General features: G+C 35.6%; 17 protein-coding genes. 15 read left to right on the top strand and 2 right to left on the bottom strand.

Going from position 1 to position 24,967, the window contains the following annotated elements; all coding sequences use genetic code 11:
* Positions 1–77 precede the first annotated feature (77 nt).
* The 3 genes from APR43_RS00820 to APR43_RS00830 all read left to right on the top strand — a co-directional run bounded on the left by APR43_RS00820 (position 78) and on the right by APR43_RS00830 (position 2,838).
* Positions 78–1,550, top strand: coding sequence for a PLP-dependent aminotransferase family protein (locus APR43_RS00820; protein ID WP_053470455.1), 1,473 nt, complete (start codon positions 78–80; stop codon positions 1,548–1,550).
* Positions 1,551–1,668: 118 nt separating this feature from the next.
* On the top strand, positions 1,669–2,103 hold the full coding sequence (locus APR43_RS00825) for a GNAT family N-acetyltransferase (RefSeq protein WP_053470456.1): 435 nt from the start codon (positions 1,669–1,671) through the stop codon (positions 2,101–2,103).
* 93 nt (positions 2,104–2,196) lie between these two features.
* Entirely contained in the window at positions 2,197–2,838 is a 642-nt protein-coding gene (locus APR43_RS00830) for an FMN-dependent NADH-azoreductase (protein ID WP_053470457.1), read from the top strand.
* On the opposite strand, the gene APR43_RS00835 is transcribed toward APR43_RS00830, so the two are convergent.
* The gene (locus tag APR43_RS00835) at positions 2,833–3,414 is read right to left on the bottom strand and encodes a Crp/Fnr family transcriptional regulator (RefSeq protein ID WP_053470458.1); all 582 of its coding nucleotides are present in this window, start codon (positions 3,412–3,414) and stop codon (positions 2,833–2,835) included. The genes APR43_RS00830 and APR43_RS00835 overlap by 6 nt on opposite strands.
* Positions 3,415–3,557: 143 nt before the next feature.
* Between APR43_RS00835 and APR43_RS00840 the strand changes: the two genes are divergently transcribed.
* Positions 3,558–4,001: a carboxymuconolactone decarboxylase family protein gene (locus APR43_RS00840; protein ID WP_053470459.1), complete on the top strand. Its 444-nt coding sequence runs from the start codon at positions 3,558–3,560 to the stop codon at positions 3,999–4,001.
* A 90-nt stretch (positions 4,002–4,091) separates the two neighbouring features.
* Here the strand turns inward: APR43_RS00840 and APR43_RS00845 are convergent, their stop codons facing one another.
* Complete coding sequence (locus APR43_RS00845; protein WP_053470460.1) at positions 4,092–4,535, bottom strand: DoxX family protein; 444 nt, start codon at positions 4,533–4,535, stop codon at positions 4,092–4,094.
* Positions 4,536–5,166: 631 nt separating this feature from the next.
* On the opposite strand from APR43_RS00845, the gene APR43_RS00850 reads away from it, so the two are divergent.
* From APR43_RS00850 to APR43_RS00900, 11 genes are all read left to right on the top strand, one after another.
* Entirely contained in the window at positions 5,167–6,111 is a 945-nt protein-coding gene (locus APR43_RS00850; RefSeq protein WP_053470461.1) for an ROK family protein, read from the top strand.
* A 161-nt stretch (positions 6,112–6,272) separates the two neighbouring features.
* A complete protein-coding gene (locus APR43_RS00855; protein WP_053470462.1) occupies positions 6,273–7,298 on the top strand; it encodes a LacI family DNA-binding transcriptional regulator in 1,026 nt (341 codons plus the stop codon).
* A gap of 521 nt (positions 7,299–7,819) precedes the next feature.
* Complete coding sequence (locus APR43_RS00860) at positions 7,820–10,888, top strand: SusC/RagA family TonB-linked outer membrane protein (protein WP_053470463.1); 3,069 nt, start codon at positions 7,820–7,822, stop codon at positions 10,886–10,888.
* Positions 10,889–10,899: 11 nt separating this feature from the next.
* Positions 10,900–12,525 (top strand): RagB/SusD family nutrient uptake outer membrane protein, encoded by a 1,626-nt coding sequence (locus tag APR43_RS00865; protein ID WP_088636374.1) that lies wholly within the window; start codon positions 10,900–10,902, stop codon positions 12,523–12,525.
* A gap of 29 nt (positions 12,526–12,554) precedes the next feature.
* Positions 12,555–13,676, top strand: a complete 1,122-nt coding sequence (locus APR43_RS00870; RefSeq protein ID WP_082356360.1) for a SusE domain-containing protein — start codon at positions 12,555–12,557, stop codon at positions 13,674–13,676.
* A 62-nt stretch (positions 13,677–13,738) separates the two neighbouring features.
* On the top strand, positions 13,739–14,923 hold the full coding sequence (locus tag APR43_RS00875; RefSeq protein WP_053470466.1) for a glycoside hydrolase family 76 protein: 1,185 nt from the start codon (positions 13,739–13,741) through the stop codon (positions 14,921–14,923).
* Between the two features lie 127 nt (positions 14,924–15,050).
* Complete coding sequence (locus APR43_RS00880; protein WP_053470467.1) at positions 15,051–16,859, top strand: glycoside hydrolase family 2 protein; 1,809 nt, start codon at positions 15,051–15,053, stop codon at positions 16,857–16,859.
* 6 nt (positions 16,860–16,865) lie between these two features.
* Positions 16,866–19,163 carry a GH92 family glycosyl hydrolase gene (locus tag APR43_RS00885; RefSeq protein ID WP_082356368.1) on the top strand — a complete coding sequence of 766 codons (2,298 nt, stop codon included), beginning with the start codon at positions 16,866–16,868 and terminating at the stop codon, positions 19,161–19,163.
* A 40-nt stretch (positions 19,164–19,203) separates the two neighbouring features.
* Positions 19,204–20,634 (top strand): glycoside hydrolase family 125 protein, encoded by a 1,431-nt coding sequence (locus APR43_RS00890; protein WP_053470468.1) that lies wholly within the window; start codon positions 19,204–19,206, stop codon positions 20,632–20,634.
* Between the two features lie 32 nt (positions 20,635–20,666).
* On the top strand, positions 20,667–22,847 hold the full coding sequence (locus tag APR43_RS00895; protein ID WP_053470469.1) for a GH92 family glycosyl hydrolase: 2,181 nt from the start codon (positions 20,667–20,669) through the stop codon (positions 22,845–22,847).
* A gap of 67 nt (positions 22,848–22,914) precedes the next feature.
* Positions 22,915–24,873 carry a glycoside hydrolase family 97 protein gene (locus APR43_RS00900; protein ID WP_053470470.1) on the top strand — a complete coding sequence of 653 codons (1,959 nt, stop codon included), beginning with the start codon at positions 22,915–22,917 and terminating at the stop codon, positions 24,871–24,873.
* Positions 24,874–24,967: the final 94 nt, after the last annotated feature.

Raw genomic sequence — 24,967 nt, forward strand, 5'->3', positions numbered from 1 at the left:
AATGTTTCATTAGTAGTCCAGTTTTGTTATATTTGAATGGCTGTAATTGAGTAATAAACAGACTTCAAAACTTTCCTATGCTTCCTTATAAAAACCTGATAATTATTGATAAAAAAGACAGTCTGCCGGTTTACAGACAGATTTCATTACAGCTTATTTCCTTAATTCAGGAAGGAAAACTTCCTCCCGGCGGTGTACTTCCAAGTACCAGAACGCTTGCTTTTGATTTGCAGCTTCACAGAAAAACGATTGTGGCGGCTTACGAAACCCTTGTGTCTGAAAACTGGATTGATAATTTACCCCGAAAAAGTTACACCGTATCGCCAGATCTGCCAATGGTTAGGCCGAGATCTTACAACAGTAAAAGAGTAAGCCCATTTGCAGAAGCAGGAACTTTTGATTTTGATCATTTTGAACTTGTAATGCCTTTATCTCGTTCCTTAAATAACCATCGCTTAGAGATTAATGACGGTTTTCCGGATATTTCGCTGCTTCCTGTTCAGGCAATATCAAGGCAGTTTAAGAAGACTTTAGAATCTTCTGCAACGAGCAAACGTTCTGGAGTAAATTTAGATGGCGGTTCTTCAAATTTCAAAACTTCGCTGCGTTCGTTTCTTAATCAGACACGCGGAATTGATATGGGAGAAGAGAACTTATTTACAACACGCGGCGCTCAAATGGCGATTTATATTGCGGCATCGCTTATTATAAAACCCGGTGACAAAGTTGTAGTGAGCGAACCGACTTATTTTATAGCGGAGGCGCTTTTTGAGAAACTGGGCGCCGAACTTATCCGTGTACCAATGGATAGCGACGGAATGTGTACAGAAAAACTGGAAGATATTCTGAAAAAAAATGTCATCAAAATGCTTTACATCATTCCGCATCACCATCATCCAACAACGGTTACAATGAGTGTGGAAAGAAGAAATCATTTGATGAAACTTATTACTGCTTATAATTTTGCGGTTATCGAAGATGATTACGATTATGACTTTCAGTTCAAATATGACCCTTATCTGCCTTTGGCCAGCGGTGATCATGGCGGCAGAATAATTTATATAGGCTCGCTTACCAAAGTTCTGGGTTCGCCTTTTCGTCTGGGTTATATAATTGCGACTGCTGATTTTTTACAAGCTGCTGCAAGATTGAGAACTCTTATTGATTTGAGAGGAGATTTTATAATGGAAGAAACGATTTCGGGAATGATTGCTAATGGCGATCTGGCGCGACATATTCAAAAAACAAATAAATTATATTCGCAAAGATGTGATTTTCTATCTGATTTGGTAAGTTCAGAAATGGGCGATATGATTGATTTTACAAAACCCACAGGCGGAATGGCTTTATGGCTGAGAGTAAAACCCCAATATGATTTATCAAAAATTATTAAAAAGGCCGATCTCAAAGGTCTTACTATAAAAGGCAGTACCTATTGTATTGGAAAAGATGCGCATTTTAATGCTTTTAGATTTGGTTTTGCTTCCTTAAATGAACAGGAACTCACAGAAGCAGTTCATATTATCAAAACGGTTGCTCAAAACCTGTAATTCTAAATTTATACTTCTGTTTTATTTTCGTCTTGGACTAGCTTATTATTATAATCTGGTCTCTGCACGGCGTTTCTATGGTATCTAATTTTGTGTCATTAATAAATAAAATGAAATTATGGATATATTAAATGTTCAGACAACAGCAGAAATAGAATTTGCCAAAGAAGCAATTTTAGAATTCAGAACCAATTTAGAAGCGGAAAATGTAGTTGAACAGGTTCTCGAAATGATTACCAGCGGAGGTTTTGAATTGGCCTGCATTCCATCAGACGATGGCAGTAAAGCCGCAGCGTTTGTAGGCTTCAGGGTTATAAATATGCTACGAACCGGAAAGATGATTTATATTGATGATCTTTTTACACTTCCTGAATATCGCGGACGCGGTTATGCCGGAAAACTTTTAGATTATGTAGATCAGCTTGCAGTAGAGAGAGGTATAAAATCTGTACACCTTGACAGCGGTTTTGCGCTGCATCCTGCTCACAGACTTTATTTGAGTAAAGGATATTTTTTGGCATGCCACCACTTTGCCAAAATGATGAAAGAATAATCAAATTTTAAATTGAGAGAAGTTCGATTGCTTCTTCAACTAGATTAACTTTTAAAATAAGCCGGGAGGCTAGATTTGCATTAAAATTATCATATGAAAAAAATACTAGTAATTAACGCAAGCCCGCGTGAGGAAAGATCCAACAGCAGAAGGCTTACGGATGTTTTTATTGAATATTACAAAGAGCATAAACCGGAATCAATTATACAATTCAGGGATTTAGGCAAAAGTAATATTCCGCATGTAAACGAAAAATGGATTGCTGGAGCCTTCAAGCACGAATCTGCCAGAACGCCTGAAGAAATTGAAACACTAAAATTCAGTGCAGAACTTATAAAGGAATTGAAAGATGCTGATGTTATTGTTTTAGGTTCGCCAATGTACAACTGGTCTGTTCCGAGTTCATTAAAAGCCTATATAGATCAGGTTTTGAGAGTAAATGAAACTTGGGAAGTCAATCATGAAGACCAGCGTAATCCGTACATCGGACTATTAAAAAATAAATCTTTGTTTCTGCTTCTTTCAAGAGGTGCGCAGGGATATGAAAAAGGAGGTTATAATGAGCACATGAACTTCCAGTCGGATTATTTGAGAACGGTATTTAATATCATTGGCATAACCGATATTCAGGAAGTAAGTGTTGACGGTGAAGCTTTTGGTACAGAAGCATTTGAATTGGCAAAAAACAATTCAAATGCAAGAATAAAAACGCTTATAAAAAGACATTTGTCATAATTCTTTTTTTGCCCGCAGCATACTCATAAACTGCGGTGTAAAACCTAAAAATGATGCAAGCATATATTGTGGAACAATCTGTACAAAATCAGGAAAGGAATTTATAAACTGTAAATATCTTTCTTCTGCAGATTCACAAAGAATGAGTTCCATTTTCTTTAAGGACGCAGTATATGCTTTCTGCATCATCAATCTGAAATAAGTATTCAGTACAGGAACTTCAGTAAACAGTTCCTGATAATCTGATCGCTGCAGAATCAGCATTTCTGTATTCTGAACTGCCTGTATAAAATATTCTGATGGCTTTTGAGTTTCAAAACTCTGGAAATCGCTTAGCCACCAACCTGGAATAGCGAACTGTAATATCTGCTCAAATCCATTCTCTGTATTTCGATAAAAACGCAGACATCCTTTGGTTACAAAATAATAACACGAACAGACTTCATATTCTTTTAGCAAAAAATCTTTACGGTTTACTTTGCGGTATTTTAATTTCGAAAGTAATAACTGTTCCTGATCTGGACTTAAGGTTGTAAATCTTTTAATATGATTGAATAGTAATTCGTGCGGATTCATAATGCTGAATGTTATTTGGTTGGCTTAAGATATTTCCTCGACAAAGGTATTTTTTGTCTAAAATTTATTTCTTAAAGTACTTTAATTTTTTAGAACGCTGCTATAACCAATTTTGATCATTAATAATTTAAATACATAAAAAAATGAGTAAAAGAGTAGTTATTAGTGAAGTGCAGCCTCAGGCTTATGAAGTAATGTTTGGGTTTGAAAAATATCTTGAAAAATCAAATCTGGATGCTTCATTAAAAGAGCTGATTAAAATTAGAGTATCGCAGATTAACGGTTGTGCGTTTTGTATCAATATGCATACAAAAGACGCCAGAAAAATGGGAGAGACAGAACAGAGGATTTATGCTTTAAACGCATGGAGAGAAACTTCTTTTTTTAGTGAGCTTGAAAAAGCAGTATTAGCACTTGCCGAAGAAATGACTTTTATAAACAAAGGCGTTTCTGAACAGACTTATAATACTATAGCTAAACTCATGGATGAGGTTACGCTTTCTCAAACAATTATGGCCATAATTACCATAAATGCCTGGAACAGAATCGCTATTACAACGCATCAACAGCCTGATCTGGATGAATAGTTTTTTTATTAGTTCTCAGTCGCAGTCGCAGTTTTCAGTATTTACTGTGACTGAAAACTGCGACTGAAAACTCATTAATTAATTAATTAATTAATTTGGTTTATTTATATAAGTATCAAGACTCCATTTAAAATTATCTAATGTTGAAAGCAGTAATGCGCCTCCTGTAAAAACAAATACCGGATATTGAAACGGAGCACCAATTCCTGATGCGAAAATCATAAATACAGCAAAAGTAGCTGTTATAAGCGCTGCACCAATCGCGGCTAGTTTTATCTTAAGTCCAGCTATTAAACAGATTCCTATAATAACCTCTGCAATAGTAGCGGTAAGTCCAAATATATTGGCAACAGATCTGCTGGCAAATGGAATAAGTGTGTTAGTATAATCTATAAAATGTTCCCAGTCGCCCCAGGCTACTTTCCCTGAGCCGGGCAGTCCCATTAATCCAATTCTGTCCATTACAGGTAAAATAAAACCTAATCCTAATGCGATACGAAGAAACAATTGTGGTATTCCGTTTGAATTTTTCATTTATTGATTTTTAAAATAGTTAGGAAATTTTTATGCTTTTTTATTTTGGCACATCAAAATTAAGAAGGCACAAAGGGAGCGTTTTAGACCAGTTTTGGTTTGTTAAGTAGTCCAGTGTTAAACTTCTGTCTGATTTTTTGAGAATATATTTTAATTGCCCATCAATTTGCAGTTTACATAATAGGGCCAGAAGATATTTTTTGTTAATGATTGCCGCAATAAGTAAAATAAAAGGAGAATTGTTTTGTATACTAAAACGTTTTAGTATATTTGTCCCAACTGTTAATTTATTTATTTAGAAACTAGTTATAATGTTATTTGTTTAATGATAACTAGTTTTTATAGTTAAAATATTACTGCTTTAGTGTAATGAGAGTGAAGTATGTTGTTTTTTCTGTCCGGTGACAAAATGCGTATAATCACTTTTTAATGTTTTAACCCAAAGTATATATATCCGAATAGCTGTGAGATAAAATTCTGATGTACGAGGTAAATAGTATTGCTTTTTGATAATAAAGTATTGGATTTTGTAATTCTTTCCTTTTAGGTTTGAACCTTACATCAGTACAAAAAAACTTTAGTTAACAAGTCTAATTAGTATTAAAAATAACTACTAAAAAATAATGAATAAATGTCAATAATAATAGGAGTAGATATTGGAGGAAGTCATATAAGCAGTGCAGCAATACAAAGCAATGTTTTTACAATAATTGACGGAACGTATTTCAGCGGAGCGGTAAACAGCAAAGCTTCCAAAGAAGTTATTTTAGAAAAATGGGCAGAAATAATTAACCATACCATCGATGTAGTTCACAATATCCCGGAATTTGATACTGATGAAAAAATAGGAATAGCTTTTTCTATGCCTGGGCCTTTTCAGTATCAAAGCGGAATTGCGATGTTTGAAGGAAATGATAAGTACGAATCATTATATAATGTTTCTGTGCCGGATGAACTTTTAAAATATTTAAAAACGCAAAATGTAAGTTTTAGATTTCTCAATGATGCCAGCTGTTTTGGAGTTGGAGGAGTTTTGAAACAAGAACAGGAACCAGAAAATAAAAAGGTTATCGCTATAACTTTAGGAACAGGTTTTGGGGCCGCTTTTTTAGATAATAAACTGCCTATAACACAAGGCGATAATGTGCCCGATAATGGCTGTCTTTGGGATAAAAAATATAATGACGATCTTGCAGATAATTGTTTTTCAACCAGATGGTTTTTAAATCAATATGAACAAAATACAGGCGAAAAGCTAACAGACGGCGTTAAGGAAATAGCAGATATTGAAAATGAACACGCAGTAAAAATCTTCAAGAATTTTGCTTTTAACCTGGCCGAATTTTTAGCGCCTTATATTATTGACTTTAATGCCGGGTTACTGGTTATTGGAGGAAATATAGCAAAATCACATCGTTTGTTTTTAGCTCCTTTTGAAGAAAGCCTAAAAAACAGAAACATAGAATTAGCGGTCAGCATTGTTGATAATACAGAGCAGACCAGTATTTTGGGTTCGAGTTATCTTTTTAATGAGTCGTTTTGGGAAAAGATAAAAGAAGAACTGCCGCTTTTTTAATCTGGCAGTAAGCAATTGAGAAGTCTGAAAATGTATTTTGAAAGTTCTGTTTTTTATAAGTATTTGTATCACACTAATTTAAGTTCCTGCTATTTAGGAAACAATAAACTTTACTATATTTGACGAAAAATTATAGGTTTTAAAGTAAAAATAATTCACACATGAAAAAAAAACCTGTTTCTATTAGGAATATCGCAGAAGAGCTGAAAATATCTGTTACAACTGTATCTTTTGTGCTAAATGGAAAAGCAAAAGAAAAGCACATCTCTAAGGAGCTTACAAAAAAGGTTTTAGATTATGCAAAACTTATAAATTACAGACCTAATCAAATTGCACAAAGCCTTAGAACAGGAAAGTCGAAACTGCTTGTTTTTATGGTTGAAGATATTTCGAATAACTTCTTCTCAAAACTAGCCCGAATTTTTGAAGACATCGCTTACGAAAAAGGATATAAAGTTATTTTTTGCAGTAACGAGAATGATGATGAAAAATCAAATGAATTAATCACATTATTCAATTTTCGTCAGGTTGACGGATTCATTATTGTACCGTCTCCGGGAATAAAAGACACAATCGAAAATTTAATAAAGGATAATATTCCGGTGATTTTACTGGACAGATTTTTTGAAGGATTAGATTGTAATAGTGTGGTTATTGATAATGAGCAGGCTTCTTTTGATGCAACGCAGCATTTGATTCAGAATAAATTTAAAAATATCGGATTTGTTACTACAGCTTCAGATCAAAGCCAGATGCACGGACGCTTGGTTGGATATGAAAGAGCGGCACAAGAAAACGGTTTAAAACCCAATACACTTCAAATTCCGTTTAATGAAATTATTAAAGGAAAAGGGAAGGAGTATATTAAGGAGTTTATAGATCAGCATGCTGATTTAGATGCTATGTTTTTTGCCACCAATTACCTTGCACAAAGCGGACTTGAGGTTTTGAAAGAAAACAATCCAAGATTAATTAAGGATTTAGGGATTATTGCTTTTGATGATAATGATATGTTCAAGATTTACGATCCTGCCATTACATCAGTTTCCCAGCCTTTACTGGAAATAAGTACAAAATTAATGGAAGTGATGCTGCCTCTTTTAAAGAAAAAAGATGTAACCGAAACAAGCCATAAAGTGATTTTAAAAACAGAATTAATAATTCGGGAATCATCATTACAGAAGTAGTTAATTACTAAACATCTTCCTAAAAAAAATACTTAATAAATCTGATTATCAATACTTCAATTGATAGTCAGATTTTTTTTTATGTCATTTCTTACTTAAATTTTAATTTTCTTCAAATATCCATTTTTTGAAAATTTTAAGATTCTTCTTTTTACTATTCATTTATAACGTTTTCGTAGATTTTCATTGAATAATACTCAATGAATAACCTGAAATAAACACATATCTTATAAAATTAACATTAAAATTATATTTAACAAAAAATATTTTTTTATACTAAAACGTTTTAGTATGTTTGTTAAAGAATTAATATGTTAATCTAACTAGATAAAATTTAACGATTAAAAATTACCGGACTTTTAATCGATGCGCAAAGATTTTTCTACGTTGATTTTTTTTTTAAATAATCAGGCTGGTGAGAGAAGCCTTTTTAAACTTCGGGATTAATTCGATAAAAACTAACTAACCAAATTTTTTACATGATGAAACAATCAAATTGCAGAAAGAAAAAGATGCTCTGTATGCATTTTTTTCTCACAATTATTCTCATTTGTGGGGGCCTTAATAATCTTGCTGCCCAGACCCAAAAAACTCAAGTTACGGGAGTTGTTACTTCTCTTTCAGATCACTTGTCTCTTCCGGGAGTTTCAATTAGTGATGTAAGTGATCCAAGAAATGCTGTTAATGCAGATTTTGACGGACACTATAGTATATCATTAAAAAACGGAACTGGTTCTTTGCGCTTTACAATGATTGGTTACAAACCAGTAGAAGTAAAAGTAAATAACAGAAGTGTTATAAATGTAGAAATGGACTTAGATGTATCGGCTTTAGATGAAGTTGTAGTAGTAGGTTACGGTACGCAGAAAAAGAGAAAAGTGGTCAGCGCCATCGATCAGGTAAATAAAGATGCATTTAATGGTAGACCAAACGTAAATGCAACACTGGCCTTACAGGGTAAAGCGCCTAGTTTAACTATTCAGCAGACTAATTCTGAGCCGGGTGCGGGTATAAACCTAAACATTCGTGGTATTAGTACATTAGGAAACAATAGTCCGCTGATTGTTATTGACGGTATAGTAGGAGGCGATATTAATTCGCTGAACCCTGCCGATATCGAAAGTGTATCAGTATTAAAAGATGCGGGTAGCGCGGCTATCTACGGATCAAGAGCAAGTAATGGTGTTGTTTTAATTACGACCAAAAGAGGAAGTAAAAGCAAACCAATGTCAATTCAGTACAACAGTTTAACCGGATTTAATACACCAAAATTCTTTACTAAACCGGTTCACGGATATGAAAATGCAATGCTTAGAAACGAAGCCGCATTTAACTCTGGTGAAACAACTGCCGTATTTACTGCTGCCCAAATTGCAGATTTAAAAGCAAAAGGCGACACAGAATGGTTTGCAGAAGAAATTGTAAAACCGGCAGCACAGTTAAACCAAAGTCTTTCGATCTCAGGCGGAAGTGAAAACTCAACCTATTTAGTTTCCTTAGGATATTTAAATCAGGGAAGCAACTTTGTTGGGCCTACGAAAGGTATGGAACGTTATAATTTTAGAATGAACCTTACTAATGAGTATGGTAAATTTAAACTAACGTCTACTTTGGCCTATTCAAAACAATTAATTAATGACCATTCATCAAACACAAGTACCTTAATGGTTGATGCCTTCAGGGTTCCTTTATATTATACTCAAAAAGATGCAAATGGAAATTATTTAACAAATGATGTTTTACAACAGTTTAACTCATTGGGTATTTTAGAGCAGGGAGGTTTTAGAAAATACGATAATGATGATCTTTTCGGGGCTTTAAATGCTGAACTTAAGTTAACAAAATCGTTCAAAATTAAAGGAGTTTTCGGAGGACGTTTATGGAACGGAAGTATGTTCAGCCGAGTGAAAAAAGTGCAGTTTTCTCCACAGGGAGTTTATGGTGCAGATCGCGATACCAGAGATGAAACTACAAAAGCGCTTGACCTGAATACACAGTTTATGGTAGAGTACAACAAAGCGTTTGGAAATCATAATGTAGGTGCTTTAGTTGGGGTTTCTAACGAAAACCATTCTGAAAGACGAATTGGTATCTACAAGAAATTTACAGATCCAGATTTAGGAACGCCAACGAGTGAAACCGTTATTGGACAAGATTCTTATAACTCAAACGGAAGCGACCCAAACAAGAATCCGGCTTCTCCTAAAAACAGCCTTAATTCTCTTTTCGGACGTGCTTCTTACGATTACAACGATAAATATTTTGCTGAATTCAGTTTCAGATATGATGGTTCATCAAAATTTAGAAAAGAAATTCGCTGGGGATTCTTTCCATCTGCCACAATTGGTTATGCTTTAACTAAAGAAGGTTTCATGGAAAACTACAGCAATAAAGTTGGTAATATTAAATTGAGATCTTCTTATGGACTTGTAGGGAATCAAAACGTTAATAACTACCAATATCAAACAACGTATTTTTCTTTCCAAAACGGTTACGGATTTGACAACAAACCAGTAAGCGGTGCAGGATTTAACTTTGCAAACGCTGATCTTCAATGGGAAAAAGCAGCAACTTTCAATGCGGGACTTGATGCAGATTTCTTTAAAGGAGCTTTATCGGTTTCATTCGATTTCTTTGATAAAGTAACATCAGATATTCTTGTTCCGCCGCAGGTACCAGGAGTTTACGGAACATCGCTTCCAGATTTTAACGCTGCTAAAGTAGGTAACAGAGGATGGGAATTCAGCGCTACTTACAGACATAAAGGAAAACAAGTAAATCAAAGTTTGACTGTAAATATTGGAGATTCTAAAAACAAAGTTTTGGATTATAATAACGGACAAGAAAAACTAACAGGGGTTGAGGAACTTCAGGTTATTCTTCGTGAAGGACTTCCTTTCAATTCATATGTTGGTTTAAAAAGAGACGGCTATTTCCAAAATGTTGAAGAAATTCAGGGAGCAGCAGTTCCGGCCGGAATTACAGTACATCCGGGAGACAACCGTTATGTAGATTTAAATAAAGACGGAAAAATCGATGACAATGATAAATTTATCTTTGGTAATCCTTTTCCAAGATACACATACGGAGCTACATACAATATAGATTACAAGAATTTTGATTTAAGCATTTTTATACAAGGAGTTGGAAAAAGAACCATGATGATTAGAGGTGAGCTTGTAGAGCCATTTCACTACAATTATGGTATGACAATGTACACACACCAATTAGATTACTGGACTCCGCAAAATCCTGATGCAAGATATCCAAGACTGGCAAACAACGGTACGCAGTCTAATACAAACAATTTCAGAAGAGGTTCTGATATGTATTTGTATGACGGTGCATATGCAAGGCTGAAAAATGTACAGATAGGATATTCATTATCAAATGATGTTGCAAGCAGTTTAGGAATGAGTGCATTCCGTGTTTACGTTTCAGGACAAAACCTGCTTACCTTATCTAAAGTAAAATTTGTTGATCCTGAACTTTCAGAATTCAACAACAGCATGTCGACTTCAGGAGCTAACAGCGGAAGAGCTTATCCAACGCAGGTGTATTACGGAATGGGTATTGATATCAGTTTTTAAAAAAAATCAAAATGAAAAATATATTTAAACACATAAAATTCATACCATTAGTATTCTTACTACTGGTAAGCTGCGAAGATCTTGATCTTGCACCAGAAGATCGATTTACAGATTCTAATTACTGGACAAGCGTAGAAAAAGCACAATTGATGTTGAATACAGCTTATTCGCAAATGCAAAAAAGCCAGTATTTCTTTTATAACGAAGCACTTTCTGATAATGCCTACAACGGAAGAGGCGATAATGCAGGTGCAGCATCTATTGGAGCAGGACTTTACGATCCTTCTTTAGGAAGAATAAAAGAAGAATGGAACGACAGATACGGCGGAATTAAATCCTGCAATCTTTTATTAGAAAATATTGACAGAGTGCCAAATGCAGACCCTGGAGTAATTACAAGAATGAAAGCAGAAGCCCGTTTTATAAGAGCATTTCAGCATTTTCAGTTAACAACATGGTTTGGAGATATTCCTCTTTTACAAAAAGATCCGTCTCTTTCTGAAGCCACTACAATTTCGAGAACGTCGCATGCAGAAGTGATTCAGTTTGTATTAGATGAATTGAATGCTGTCATTCCGGCATTGCCAAAAAACACACAGCTTGCCACTGCAGACAGAGGAAAAATCACAATGGGAGCTGCTGTAGCCTTAAAAGCAAGAGTACTTTTATACGAAGGAAAATGGCAGGAAGTAGTGCAGACATTAGAGCCGTTTTTAACAAATACTTACGGAACGTACAGTTTGTTCCCTTCTTATGAAGGTCTTTTTCAACAGCAAAATGAGTACAACAGCGAAGATATTTTGAGTTTACAATATGTACCAATAGACAGAACATGGAGTGAATTTTTTGACATGGCGCCAATTTCTGCAGGTTCAAGATTAAATGCTCTTGCTCCAACTCAGGAATTAGTAGACAGTTATTTAATGCTTAACGGAAAAAAGATCAACGAAACAGGTTCAGGATACAATGAAAATGATCCTTATGTAAACAGAGATCCAAGACTTACTTATACAGTAGTTTACGATCAATACAACTGGAAAGAAGCTGATGGAAGTTCACACATTATTTACATTAAACCGGGATCTTCTCCAACAAATGAGCATCCGGATGAATTTGCGCAAGGTTCTTCATCAACACCAACGGGTTATTTTACACGTAAATATTACGATGTACAACACGGAACTGATTTAAAATCAGGAATCAACTTAATGTTGTTTAGATATGCAGATGTTTTATTGATGTATGCAGAAGCTAAAAATGAGTTAAGCCAAATGACCAGCACAGTTTGGGATCAGACTATTAAATCAATTCGATCTCGTGCAGGTTTTACAGATGCAGCAGCTTTAAATTATAATGGTGCATTAGGACAAGCCGGACTTAAAGAAGTAATAAGAAACGAGCGTCGTACAGAATTTGGAATGGAAGGCTTAAGAATTTTTGATATCAGAAGATGGAAAATTGCTGAAAATGTTTTAAACGGATATGCACACGGAGCCAAATTTGGCGTATCGTCTGTAGACAATGGTTACTTAAGAGTAAACTTAAGAACTTTTGATCCCGGAAAACATTATTTATGGCCAATACCAAGAGACGAACGTTTGATTAACACCAATTTATCTCAAAACCCAAACTGGTAAAAACTAACTAACAACCTAAAATAAAAAACATGAAAAATATATATTCAAAATTAGTATTAATACTGTGTACAGTATTTCTTGTAAGCTGCGATAATGACGAAATGAGTCATACCAATGTAAGCGCAGTGAATACTCTTTATTCTCCGGCAAATAATAAGTTCTTTGATCTTAACGCGCAGAGTTCTGCGGTTTTTGAATGGGAAGCAGCTAAAGCAGAAGACAACGGAGTGGTGCTTTATGATGTGGTTTTTGACAAAGAAAACGGAGATTTCTCTAAACCAGTTTACACAATGCCATCTGATGGTAACGGATTTCAAAAAACACTAACGCTTTCTTTTTCAGATTTGAATAAAATTGCAGGATTAGCAGGTATTCCAACCGAAGCTGTCGGGAAATTAAAATGGACAGTTCATTCGTCTAAAGGAATTAACGTTCAAAAATCAGCAGCATCTGGTATTTTCGAAGTGCTTACAGCAAGCGGATTCCCAACTCCAGATCAGCTATTTATTACAGGAACAGGTTCTGAAAACGGAACAACAGTTGCTAATGCTCAGGCTTTCAAAAAAATAGGAACAACAAAATTTGAAATTTACACGAAGTTAAGTGCAGGTACTTACAAATTCATTACAACAAAAAATGGTACTCCGGTAGTTTACTATGTTGATAACGGAAAATTAAAAGAAAATGGTGAAACCACTGTTACTGGAGATGCAAAAGTGTATAAAATTGTACTTGACTTTAGTACAGGAGTAACAACTATGACAGAGATTAAGAAAATCGAATTATGGTTCCCTCCACTTAGCCAATATCTTTTTGAATATACATACGCAGGCGGCGGAATCTGGAAAGCAGCAAACAAACACATTTCTTTCAAACAAGAATCTTGGGGTAGAGATGAGCGTTACAAATTCAAATTTACAGTGGTAAACGGTGCTGCTACAACCGAAGAATGGTACGGAAGTATAAACGGAGACAACAACAGACCAGATGCAAATACAGCAGCATCATTCTGGTACATGGTTCCGGTAACAAGTGATTTCTGGAACAACTGTTTCAAATTTGCTTCAGCAGTAGACAATGCTAATGTAAATGCAGAAATTAATTTCAGTGCAGCTTCACCAGCATACACACACAGTTTCACAATTCTATAAATAACCCAAACGTCTCTTAAAAAGATGTTTTTAAGAGACGTTTTTATCAAATGAAATATATCATGAAAAAATTATTTTCAACACGTTATACGGTCTTATTGCTTTGCGTAGTAGGATTTGGGTTATTGTCTGTCTCTTGTGATGATGAAGCAATTCCGCTGCGTGACCCAAACGGACAAACAGGCCCTGAATTTAAATATACATGGGCTCAGACAGCCGATTCTTTACAGCTTTCAACCTACAATAATTACCTGGGATCAAACGGGACATTTGTACAAAACAATGCCGGAAACAGTACATTCAATTATTGGCCAAATGCACACGCTCTGGATGTTTTGGTAGACGGTTATTTAAGAACAGGCAATGAAAATTATAAAACCAAAATGAAAGCTTTGGTACAAGGAATCAAAATTAAAAACGGAAATAATACCTACAACAATGTTTTTAATGATGACATGCTTTGGCTTGCTAATGCCTGCGTTCGTGCTTACAATGCAACAAACGATCAGGAATACAAAGACGTTGCAGACTTTTTATGGGAAAGAATTAAGCTAAGCTGGAGTGATGTTTTTGGAGGAGGAATCACTTGGAAACAAGATACACCAAAACAAAAAAATGCCGTATCAAATGGTCCGGCCGTAATTCTTGCTTTAAGATTATATGAAATAGATAATGATCCGGATGATTTAGTTTGGGCAAAGAAAATTTATGCATGGCAGAAAAGCAATTTAGTTGATCCGGTTTCGGGAGCAGTTTGGGATAATATCTCAGAAGTAAATGGAGCAGTTGTAACCAACAAAGACTGGGTTTTTACCTATAACATGGGAACATGGATTGGTGCAGGTTTAAGATTGTACAAAGCTACAAACGAACAGACTTATCTTGACGATGCCGTAAAATCCGGAAGAAATGTTTTAACCAATCCAAAATTACTTTCGGAAGGACTTTTGAGAGACGAAGGACAAGGCGACGGAGGATTGTTTAAAGGTATTTTAGTACGCTATTTTACAGAACTTATAGAACAGCCAACCATCAACTCTACAGATACAGAAAAATTTGCCTCATTTTTGAAATTTAATGCAGAGACATTCTATAAAAAAGGAATTTTAAGACCTACAATGCTTTCCGGAAACAACTGGAAAGTAGCGCCAGCAGCAGGAGGAAGCGTTGATTTAACGACTCAGCTGAGCGGTGTAATGTTAATAGAAGCAGCTGCCAAGCTGGATAAAGATGGCTTTTTTGATTAATTAGTAAGTTAGTATTTGTTAGTAATTTTTGTAACACCTGAAGGAAATAAACAGCCTTCAGGTTTTATACTATTTAACCATTCAACAGAAAAGCAGTTCTGCAATTTCAAAAAAATAAAATATTATAATGAAGAATAAAATCACAATTATATTTTTTCTTTTGGTAAGCCTTACATCCTTTGCACAATGGAAACCACAAGGAGATAAAATCAAAACAAAATGGGCAGAGCAGGTAGACCCAAACAATCCGCTTCCTGAATATCCCCGTCCTATAATGGAAAGGAACCAATGGAAAAACCTTAATGGTTTATGGAACTACGCCATACAACCCGCAGGACAAACAGCGCCAAAAGGCTACGAAGGAAAAATACTCGTTCCTTTTGCTGTTGAATCAAGCCTTTCGGGCGTAATGAAAAAAGTAGGTTCAGAAAACGAATTATGGTACGAAACCAATTTTACAATAGACAGCAACTGGAAAAGTAAAGACATTTTACTGCATTTTGGAGCCGTAGACTGGAAAACAGAAGTTTGGATTAACAACGTAAAAATTGGAACGCATACCGGCGGATATGTTCCTTTTAGTTTTAATATAACACCTTTCCTAAATGGAAAATCCCAAAAACTGGTTGTAAAAGTTTGGGACCCAACAAGCGACGGAACACAGCCAAGAGGAAAACAAGTTAAAAATCCTGAAAGTATCTGGTACACACCTGTAACAGGAATCTGGCAGACCGTTTGGTTGGAACCAGTTAGCAAAAAACACATTACCAATTTAAGAACAACACCAGACATTGACCGCAATACCATCACTATCAATGCAGAAGTAGAAGGAACTTCAGCAGGCGATATTGTTGAAATTACCGTATTTGACGGAACAAAAACAATTGCCACAGAAAAAGCAGTTACAGGACAGCCTTTAGATATTGTAGTAAATAATCCAAAATTATGGTCGCCTGATTCTCCATTTTTATATGATATCAAAGTAAAATTAATCAGCGGAAACAAAGTAACCGACGAAGTGAAAAGCTATTTTGCAATGCGTAAAATTTCTTCAAAAAGAGATGATAAAGGCATCGTGAGAATTCAGTTAAATAACAAAGACTGCTTTCAGTTTGGCCCGCTTGACCAGGGATGGTGGCCTGACGGATTATATACCGCACCAACAGACGAAGCTCTAAAATACAATCTTGTGAGAACTAAAGAATTAGGTTTTAATATGATCCGTAAACACGTAAAAGTAGAACCGGCAAGATGGTATACACATTGCGACAGAATGGGGTTTTTAGTATGGCAGGATATGCCAAACGGGGATGACGGTCCAATTTGGCAAATGCACAAATACTTTGAAGGCACAGAATTAAAAAGAACTGCACAATCTGAAGAAACATACAAAAAAGAATGGAAAGAAATAATGGATCATTTATATTCTTATCCAAGTATTGTAGTCTGGGTTCCGTTTAACGAAGCTTGGGGACAATTTAAAACCGTTGAAATTACAGAATGGACAAAAAATCATGATCCAAGCAGATTAGTAAACTCATCAAGCGACGGAAACCATTTTCAAACCGGAGATATGTTAGACATTCACCATTATCCAGAACCAAACTTAAAATTGTATGACGCACGCCGAATCACAGTTTTAGGTGAATACGGCGGAATCGGTCTTCCGGTTACCGGACATTTATGGCAGACAGATAAAAACTGGGGCTACACTCAGTTTAAAAATAATGACGAAACAACAGCCAAATACAGAGAATACGCGGAACAGTTAAAAACATTAGCAAAAGTTGGTTTTTCGGCAGCAGTTTACACGCAGACAACTGATGTTGAAGGCGAAGTAAACGGTTTTATGACCTACGATCGTAAAGTTGATAAAATGAATTTTTCGGAAGTAAGTAAAATAAACAAAGAAGTCATTAACGCTATTAATAATTAAGTTTTGATAAAAGACAGATATAAACTTTTTAGCTTATTTGCGTTATTTGTTTTTACTCAAATCAATGCGCAAAATGTAACAGTATGCGAATCTAAACCTCCGGTAGATTGGGTAAATCCATTAATAGGAACAGATTCTGATTACGGAGTTTCAAACGGAAATACCTATCCCGCAATTGCAATGCCGTGGGGAATGAATTTCTGGACACCACAAACTGCCGGAATGGGCGATGGATGGGTTTATACCTATAAATCAAGCAGAATAAAAGGTTTCAAACAAACCCATCAGCCTTCGCCGTGGATGAATGATTACGGTCAGTTTTCGATAATGCCCGTTACAGGTGCATTAAAATTTAAGGAAGAAGAAAGACAAAGCTGGTTTTCGCATAAAGCAGAAATCGTAACGCCATATTATTACAGCGTTTATTTAGCAGATCATAATGTAACAACCGAAATTACGCCAACAGAAAGAGCAGCCAGATTTAGGTTTACATTTCCCGAAACAGATCAATCGTATGTTGTTGTTGATGCTTTTGATAAAGGATCGTATGTAAAAATAATTCCGTCTGAAAGAAAAATTATCGGTTTTACCACTAAAAACAGCGGCGGAGTTCCGTTAAATTTCAAAAACTACTTTGTCATTATTTTTGATAAAGATTTTGAAGTACATTCTACCTTCAACGGAGATATTTTAGGAAACGCTTTAGAAATGCAGGCAGATCATGCCGGAGCCGTAATTGGTTTTAAAACAAAAGCAGGAGAAAAAGTAAACGCACAGGTAGCTTCATCATTTATAAGCTATGAACAAGCAGAACGAAACCTGAAAGAAATTGGAAAAGACGATTTTGACGAACTTAAAGAAAAAGGAAAACAAACCTGGAATAAAGAATTAAGCCGAATAAAAGTAGAAGGCGGAACACAAGACCAAATGGGAACTTTTTATTCCTGTTTGTACAGATCGCTTTTGTTTCCGAGAAAATTTTTCGAATTTGATAAAAACAAAAAGCCAGTGCATTACAGCCCTTACAACGGAAAAGTTTTGTCGGGTTATATGTTTGTCGATACCGGTTTCTGGGATACTTTTAGAGCCTTATATCCTTTCTTAAATTTAATGTATCCGGAATTGAATGCCCAAATGCAGGAAGGACTTTCAAACGCATACAACGAAAGCGGATGGCTCCCGGAATGGTCAAGTCCCGGTTTACGTGATATTATGGTGGGAAATAACTCCGCATCAATTGTATCCGAAGCCTATTTAAAAAGCGGAAAAGGAAATAAATACCACATCGAAAATTTATACAAAGCCGTAATTCATGGCGCTAATAATGCCGGACCGCTGCGAGCAGTTGGACGTGCAGGAGTAGATGCGTACAATACTTTAGGTTATGTACCGCAGGATGTTGTAAACGAAAGTGCAGCGAGAACATTAGAATATGCATACGATGATTTTGCGATTTACCAATTGGCGAAAGCCCTGAACAAACCGCAGTCAGAAATTGATTTGTATAAAAAGAGAAGTTTAAATTATAAAAACCTTTTTGATCCGAAATACAATTTAATGCACCCAAAAAACAGCGACGGAAAATTCATGGAACCTTTTGATCCTTTTCAATGGTTTAACGGATTTACAGAAGGAAACAGCTGGCATTATTCATGGTCTGTTTTTCACGACGTACAAGGTTTAATTAATTTAATGGGCGGAAATCAGGTATTTGTTTCACAATTAGACAAAGTATTTTCTGCGCCTCCTGTTTTTGCAACATCAAATTTTACAGGCGGAGTAATTCATGAAATGCGAGAAATGCAGATTGTAAATATGGGACAATATGCACATGGAAACCAGCCAATTCAGCATATGATTTATCTTTACAATTATGCGGCAGAACCTTGGAAAGCACAATATTGGGTAAGGGAAACCATGAACAGAATGTACCACGCAGCGCCAGATGGTTATTGCGGAGACGAAGATAACGGACAAACTTCGGCCTGGTATGTATTTTCTTCTTTAGGTTTTTATCCCGTTACTCCCGCCTCAGATCAATATGTTGTTGGAGCGCCATTGTTCAAAAAAGTAACAATCGAATTGCAGAACGGAAAGAAAGTAGAAATCAACGCTCCTGAAAACAGCGATCAAAACATATACATTAAAGAGCTGAAATTCAATGGAAAATCATACACAAAAAACTGGTTAAGCCATTCTGAATTGATGAATGGAGCAACATTAGATTTTGATATGTCAACATCGCCAAATTTAAACAGAGGAACAAGTAAAGAAGACGTTCCATACTCATTAACAAACGAATAATAAAAGGTTTAGGCCTTTATAATTTTAAAATATACAACAAATGCAAAGAAGAAAATTTATCCAAAACGCGGCATTATTTGGCAGTTTAGCCCTTATCGATCCTATGGAAATTATTGCAGGAACTAAAATGGTCAAAGATTTCCCTATTGTAAGGGTTGCAAAAGGCAAAAGAAACTTTGAAAGTGATTTTATCGAAAAAACAATTGCAGAATTTCAAAAGAATGTAAAAGACAAAGAACTGGGCTGGTTATTTAATAACTGTTTTCCAAATACACTTGACTCCACAGTAACCTTTTCTCAAAAAAACGGAAGGCCAGATACGTATGTAATTACCGGAGATATCGATGCAATGTGGCTTAGAGATAGTTCTGCGCAAGTTTGGCCGTATATGGCTTTTGCAGGAAAAGATACAAAACTAAAAAACCTGATTGCAGGTGTCATAAATAGACAAACTGAATATATCCTGAAAGATCCGTATGCCAATGCATTTTATAACGATCCCAACAAAAAAGGCGAGTGGACAACAGATCACACCGATATGAAACCGGGAGTTCACGAAAGAAAATACGAAATAGATTCACTTTGCTACCCAATTAGATTGGCTTATAATTATTGGAAAAATACCGGAGATACCTCTCCATTTGATGAAAATTGGGTAAAAGCCATTAAAACAACATTAAAAGTATTTAAAGAACAACAGCAAAAAGACGGAAAAAATCCATACACGTTTCAAAGAACTACACAATTTGCAACAGATACAAGACCATTAAAAGGTTACGGATATCCGGTGAAACCAGTTGGTTTAGTGTGTTCGGCATTTAGACCAAGTGACGATGCAACTGTTTTTTCTTTCCTGATTCCTTCAAACTTTTTTATTGTAGCAAGTATGAAACAAGCTGCAGAAATGCTGGAATCCATTAAAAAAGATACCGCTTCTGCACAGGAATTAAGAGCTTTAGCACAAGAAGTAGACAAAGCAATTAAAGATTACGGAGTAGTAAAACATCCAAAATACGGTGATATTTTTGCTTTTGAAGTAGACGGTTTTGGCGGTCATTTATTGATGGATGATTCCAATGTACCAAGTTTATTAAGCCTTCCGTATTTAGACGCCATTGATGTAAACGATCCAATTTATCAAAACACAAGAAAATTTGTTCTTTCAGAAGACAATCCGTTTTTCTTTAAAGGAAAAGTAGCCGAAGGAATAGGAGGTCCGCACGTAGGTATGGATATGATCTGGCCAATGTCATTGGTTATGAGAGCCTACACAACATCAGACCAAAATGAAATCAAAGAATGCATCAAAATGTTGAAAGCATCGCATGGCGATACCGGATTTATGCACGAATCTTTTCATAAAGACGACGCTAAAAATTTCACCAGATCATGGTTTGCCTGGACAAATACCTTATTTGGTGAACTATTATGGGACACGTATCAAAAAAATCCAAAATTACTGGAGCTATAACTTATTTGTAAAACGTTTTAATTTTATATAAAATGATAAAATTCAACAAGAATATCGTTCTTGCAGCACTTTCCATATCATTTTTTGGCTATAATGCGGCGGCACAAAAATCGGGCGGCGGACTTGCAAAAGGAAAATATACAGCACTCGTAAATCCGTTTATTGGAACTGCACCTTTATTAGATACCAAAATAATTGGGTATACACCGCCCGCAGACATGCGTGTATGGGCAGGATTAGTATTTCCGGGTTCATCAGTTCCCAATGCAATTGTTCAGTTAAGTCCAATGACAAAATACAGATCCGGTGCAGGATATGAATACGAAGACACTGAAATTTTAGGATTTACACACACCAATAAAGGACATTGGAATTTATGTCATATTCCGCTTTTACCCGTTCCAGATGGAGCTTCATTTCCGTATAAATCATCCTTTAGCCACAATCAGGAAAAAGGAAGTCCTGCGTATTACGAAGTATATTTAAAAGATTATAATGTACAGGTAAAATTAACTTCGACATTACGCTGTGGTATTCACGAATATACTTTTAAAAACAACAAAGGACGAAAAGTACTTTTTGATTTAGGAAGAGCCAATAATCATGTAGACGACTGGCAGATTAAACAGGAAGGTTCAAATACCGTAAGCGGTTTTCAAAGAACCGGAGGCGAAAAAATATATTTCTACGCCACTTTAAGCAGTCCAATTGACAAAGTAGATATCAAAGATATCGCTAAAAGCAACGGTTATGCATTGGTAAACATAAAAGACGGAGATACAAAACCCGTAACGGTAAAAATCGCTTTATCATTTGTGAGCGTAGAAAATGCAAAAGAAAATTTAAAAGCCGAAGTAGGAGATAAAACCCTGACCAAAGTTTTTGAAGAAGGAAGCACACAATGGGAAAACCTGCTTTCTAAAATTCAGGTTAAAGGCGGAACAGAACAGCAAAATGTAATGTTTTACAGCATGTTGTACAGATCGTTTTTATGGCCTGCCTTACGAAGCGACATAAACGGACAATTTAAAGACGAAGCAGGGAAAGTAAGAAAAGAGAATTATCATTATTACACACTTCCTTCATTATGGGACGATTACAGAAATAAACTCGTTTTATTAAGTATTTTTTCTCCGGAAGTTACAAGCGATGTAATCAGTTCCATTATCAACGAAGGAGAAATAAAAGGTTTTATTCCAACATTTTTTCACGGAGATCACGCCGCATCCTTTATTGCAGGTTCATACATGAGAGGAATTAGAAATTACGATGTTAAAAAAGCATACGAATTATTGCTGAATAACGCTTATAAAGAAGGCGGAACAAGACCTCATATTGCAGAATATATTGCCAAAGGATATGTGCCGGAACAAGATATTAAAGATCCAAAGATAGAAACCGTAGCAAATGCCGGCGTTACAAAAACGTTAGAATACGCTTACGACGATCACGCGCTTTCCTTATTAGCCAAAGAACTAAACGATACAGAACATTACAATGATCTGGTAAAACGTTCTAAAAATTATGCAAACGTTTTTGACAAGTCGACCACTTTTATGAGAGGAAAACTGGCAGATGGTTCTTGGGTTACGCCATTTAATCCGGAGTTTCCATATTATGAATACATGTACAGAGAAGCAAATGCATGGCAGGTTTCCTTTTTTACACCGCATGATATGCCGGGATTAGTACAGCTTTACGGAGGCGCAAAACCTTTTGAAGCAAAATTGGATGAATTGTTTACAAAACCCTGGAACCCAAATTATATCGCCTGGAACATTTCTGGTTTTATTGGGCAGTATTGTCACGGAAATCAGCCGGACCACGAAGCTCCGTTTTCGTATTATTTTGTAAACAAGCCAGAAAAATCACAGCAAAGAATAGACGAAATATTAGAAACTATGTACGGAATTGGTCCTGAAAAACTGGCCATGAGCGGTATGGATGATGCGGGCGAAATGTCTTCGTGGTATGTGTTTGGAGCATTGGGACTTTACCCGTTATCACCAGCCGATCCTGAATATATTGTAACCGTTCCTATTTTTAAAGAAGTTTCGTGGACAACGCCGGCAGGCAAAAAAGTAACGATTAAAAACCCGAATGGAAAAAGAAATCTGGAAACGATTAAAGTTAACGGTTCTAAAATCGACGGTTATTTCATTTCTCATGATTTGTTTAAAAATGGTGGTGAAATACAACTTACAACAAAATAACAGCATTTTATAAATAAGAGATAACGTCCCATTTTTGTGGGACGTTATTCATATAAAAACGTTTTTTATGAAAAATATAAAATTATTTACGTGCTTATTATTGCTTTTGGGAATTTCAAATGTGCATTCGCAGCAAACTAATTTTGAAATCACATCGCCAAACGGAGAATTAAAAGTTTCGGTTAATTTGAGTGATAAAATTTATTATTCAATTACAGCAGGAAACGAAGTTTTAACCTCAAAAAGTCATTTGGCTTTAATTCTCAAAGATGAAACTTTAGGCACAAATCCAAAATTAAGCGGAAACAAAACAGGAAAAATAAAAGAAGAAATTAAACCCGTAGTTCCGCTGAAATTTTCATCTGTTTCTAATAATTATAATTATTTATTGCTGAATTTTAAAGGAAACTATTCCGTAGAATTTAGGGCTTTTGATGAAGGAATTGCATATCGATTTATAACCGCAAAAAAAGGAGAAATTGAAGTAGTAAACGAGGATTTCACAGTCAATTTCCCAGATGATTATTTGCTTCATTTACAGCAGACAGGAAATTTTAAAACTTCTTATGAAGAAGCCTATTCACAAACGACAGTCAAAGATTGGAAACCTTCGGATAAAATGTCTACACTTCCCATTTTAGTCGATTCCAAAAAACAATACAAAATCCTAATTAGCGAATCTGATCTTTCTGATTATGCAGGAATGTTTTTAAAAGGAACAGGAACTGGAGTTGTATCGACTTTTCCAAAAACACCTTTAGAATTTGGCCCAGACGGTGACCGAAGCCTTAAAATCCTTAAAGAAGCCAATTATATTGCAAAAACTTCAGGAACAAGAAATTTTCCATGGCGTTATTTTGTCATTACAAAAAATGACAAACAGCTGATTGAAAACACAATGACGCTGAAACTAGCTCCAAAAAGTGAACTCAAAGACGCATCCTGGATAAAACCCGGACAAGCAAGCTGGGAATGGTGGAATGGTGCAACACCTTATGGTCCAGACGTAAATTTTGTTTCAGGATATAACTTAGATACGTATAAATATTACATCGATTTTGCATCAAAATTTGGCATAAAATATATCATTATGGATGAAGGATGGGCAAATAGTACAGAAGATCCCTATTCGCCAAATCCGAATGTAAATGTTCAGGAACTTATTCGCTACGGAAAAGAAAAGAAAGTAGGCATCGTATTATGGCTTACGTGGCTTACGGTTGACAAAAATATGGAGCTTTTTAAAACTTTTAAAGAATGGGGAATTGCCGGAGTAAAAATTGATTTTATGGATCGCAGCGATCAGGTAATGGTCAATTATTATGAAAAAGTAGTAAAAGAAGCAGCCAAACATCAGATTTTTGTAGACTTTCACGGCGCGTTTAAACCATCTGGTTTAGAATACAAATACCCAAATTTAATCTCTTACGAGGGCGTAAGAGGAATGGAGCAAATGGACGGCTGTAAACCAGACAACAGTTTGTATTTTCCTTTTATGCGAAATGCAGTCGGCCCAATGGATTATACGCCGGGCGCCATGATCAGCATGCAGCCGGAAGTATACCGATCTGAAAGACCAAATTCGGCAAGTATTGGAACAAGAGCGTATCAGCTGGCTTTGTTTGTAGTGTTTGAAAGCGGTCTGCAAATGCTGGCAGATAATCCAACTCTTTATTATCGCGAAAAAGAATGCACCGATTTCATCACTTCTGTACCAACAACCTGGGATGAAACCAAAGCATTAGAAGCCAATGCCGGAAAGTACGCCATTGTAGCCAAAAGAAAAGGAACAAAATGGTTCATTGGCGGAATCACAAACAGCGCCGAAAAAGAGCGTTCTTTTGAAATAAAATTAGATTTTCTAACGTCAAAAAAATACAAAATAACCTCATTTGAAGATGGAATTAATGCCGGATATCAAGCGATGGATTACAGGAAAAAAAGTACCGAAGTCAGCAAAAATGATATCCTGAAAATCAAAATGGTTAGAAATGGAGGATGGGCTGCAGTTTTAGAAGAGATTTAAAATTAAAGAATTTTAATGGTTGTAGCCAATTTTTAATTGTATTTATTTCAGAGCTATATGTTTAGTCCCTAACGGGACAAATAATTACGGGCAT

The organism is Flavobacterium sp. NLM, assembly GCF_002210235.1.
In the GTDB taxonomy this organism is placed as follows: Bacteria; Bacteroidota; Bacteroidia; order Flavobacteriales; family Flavobacteriaceae; genus Flavobacterium; species Flavobacterium panici.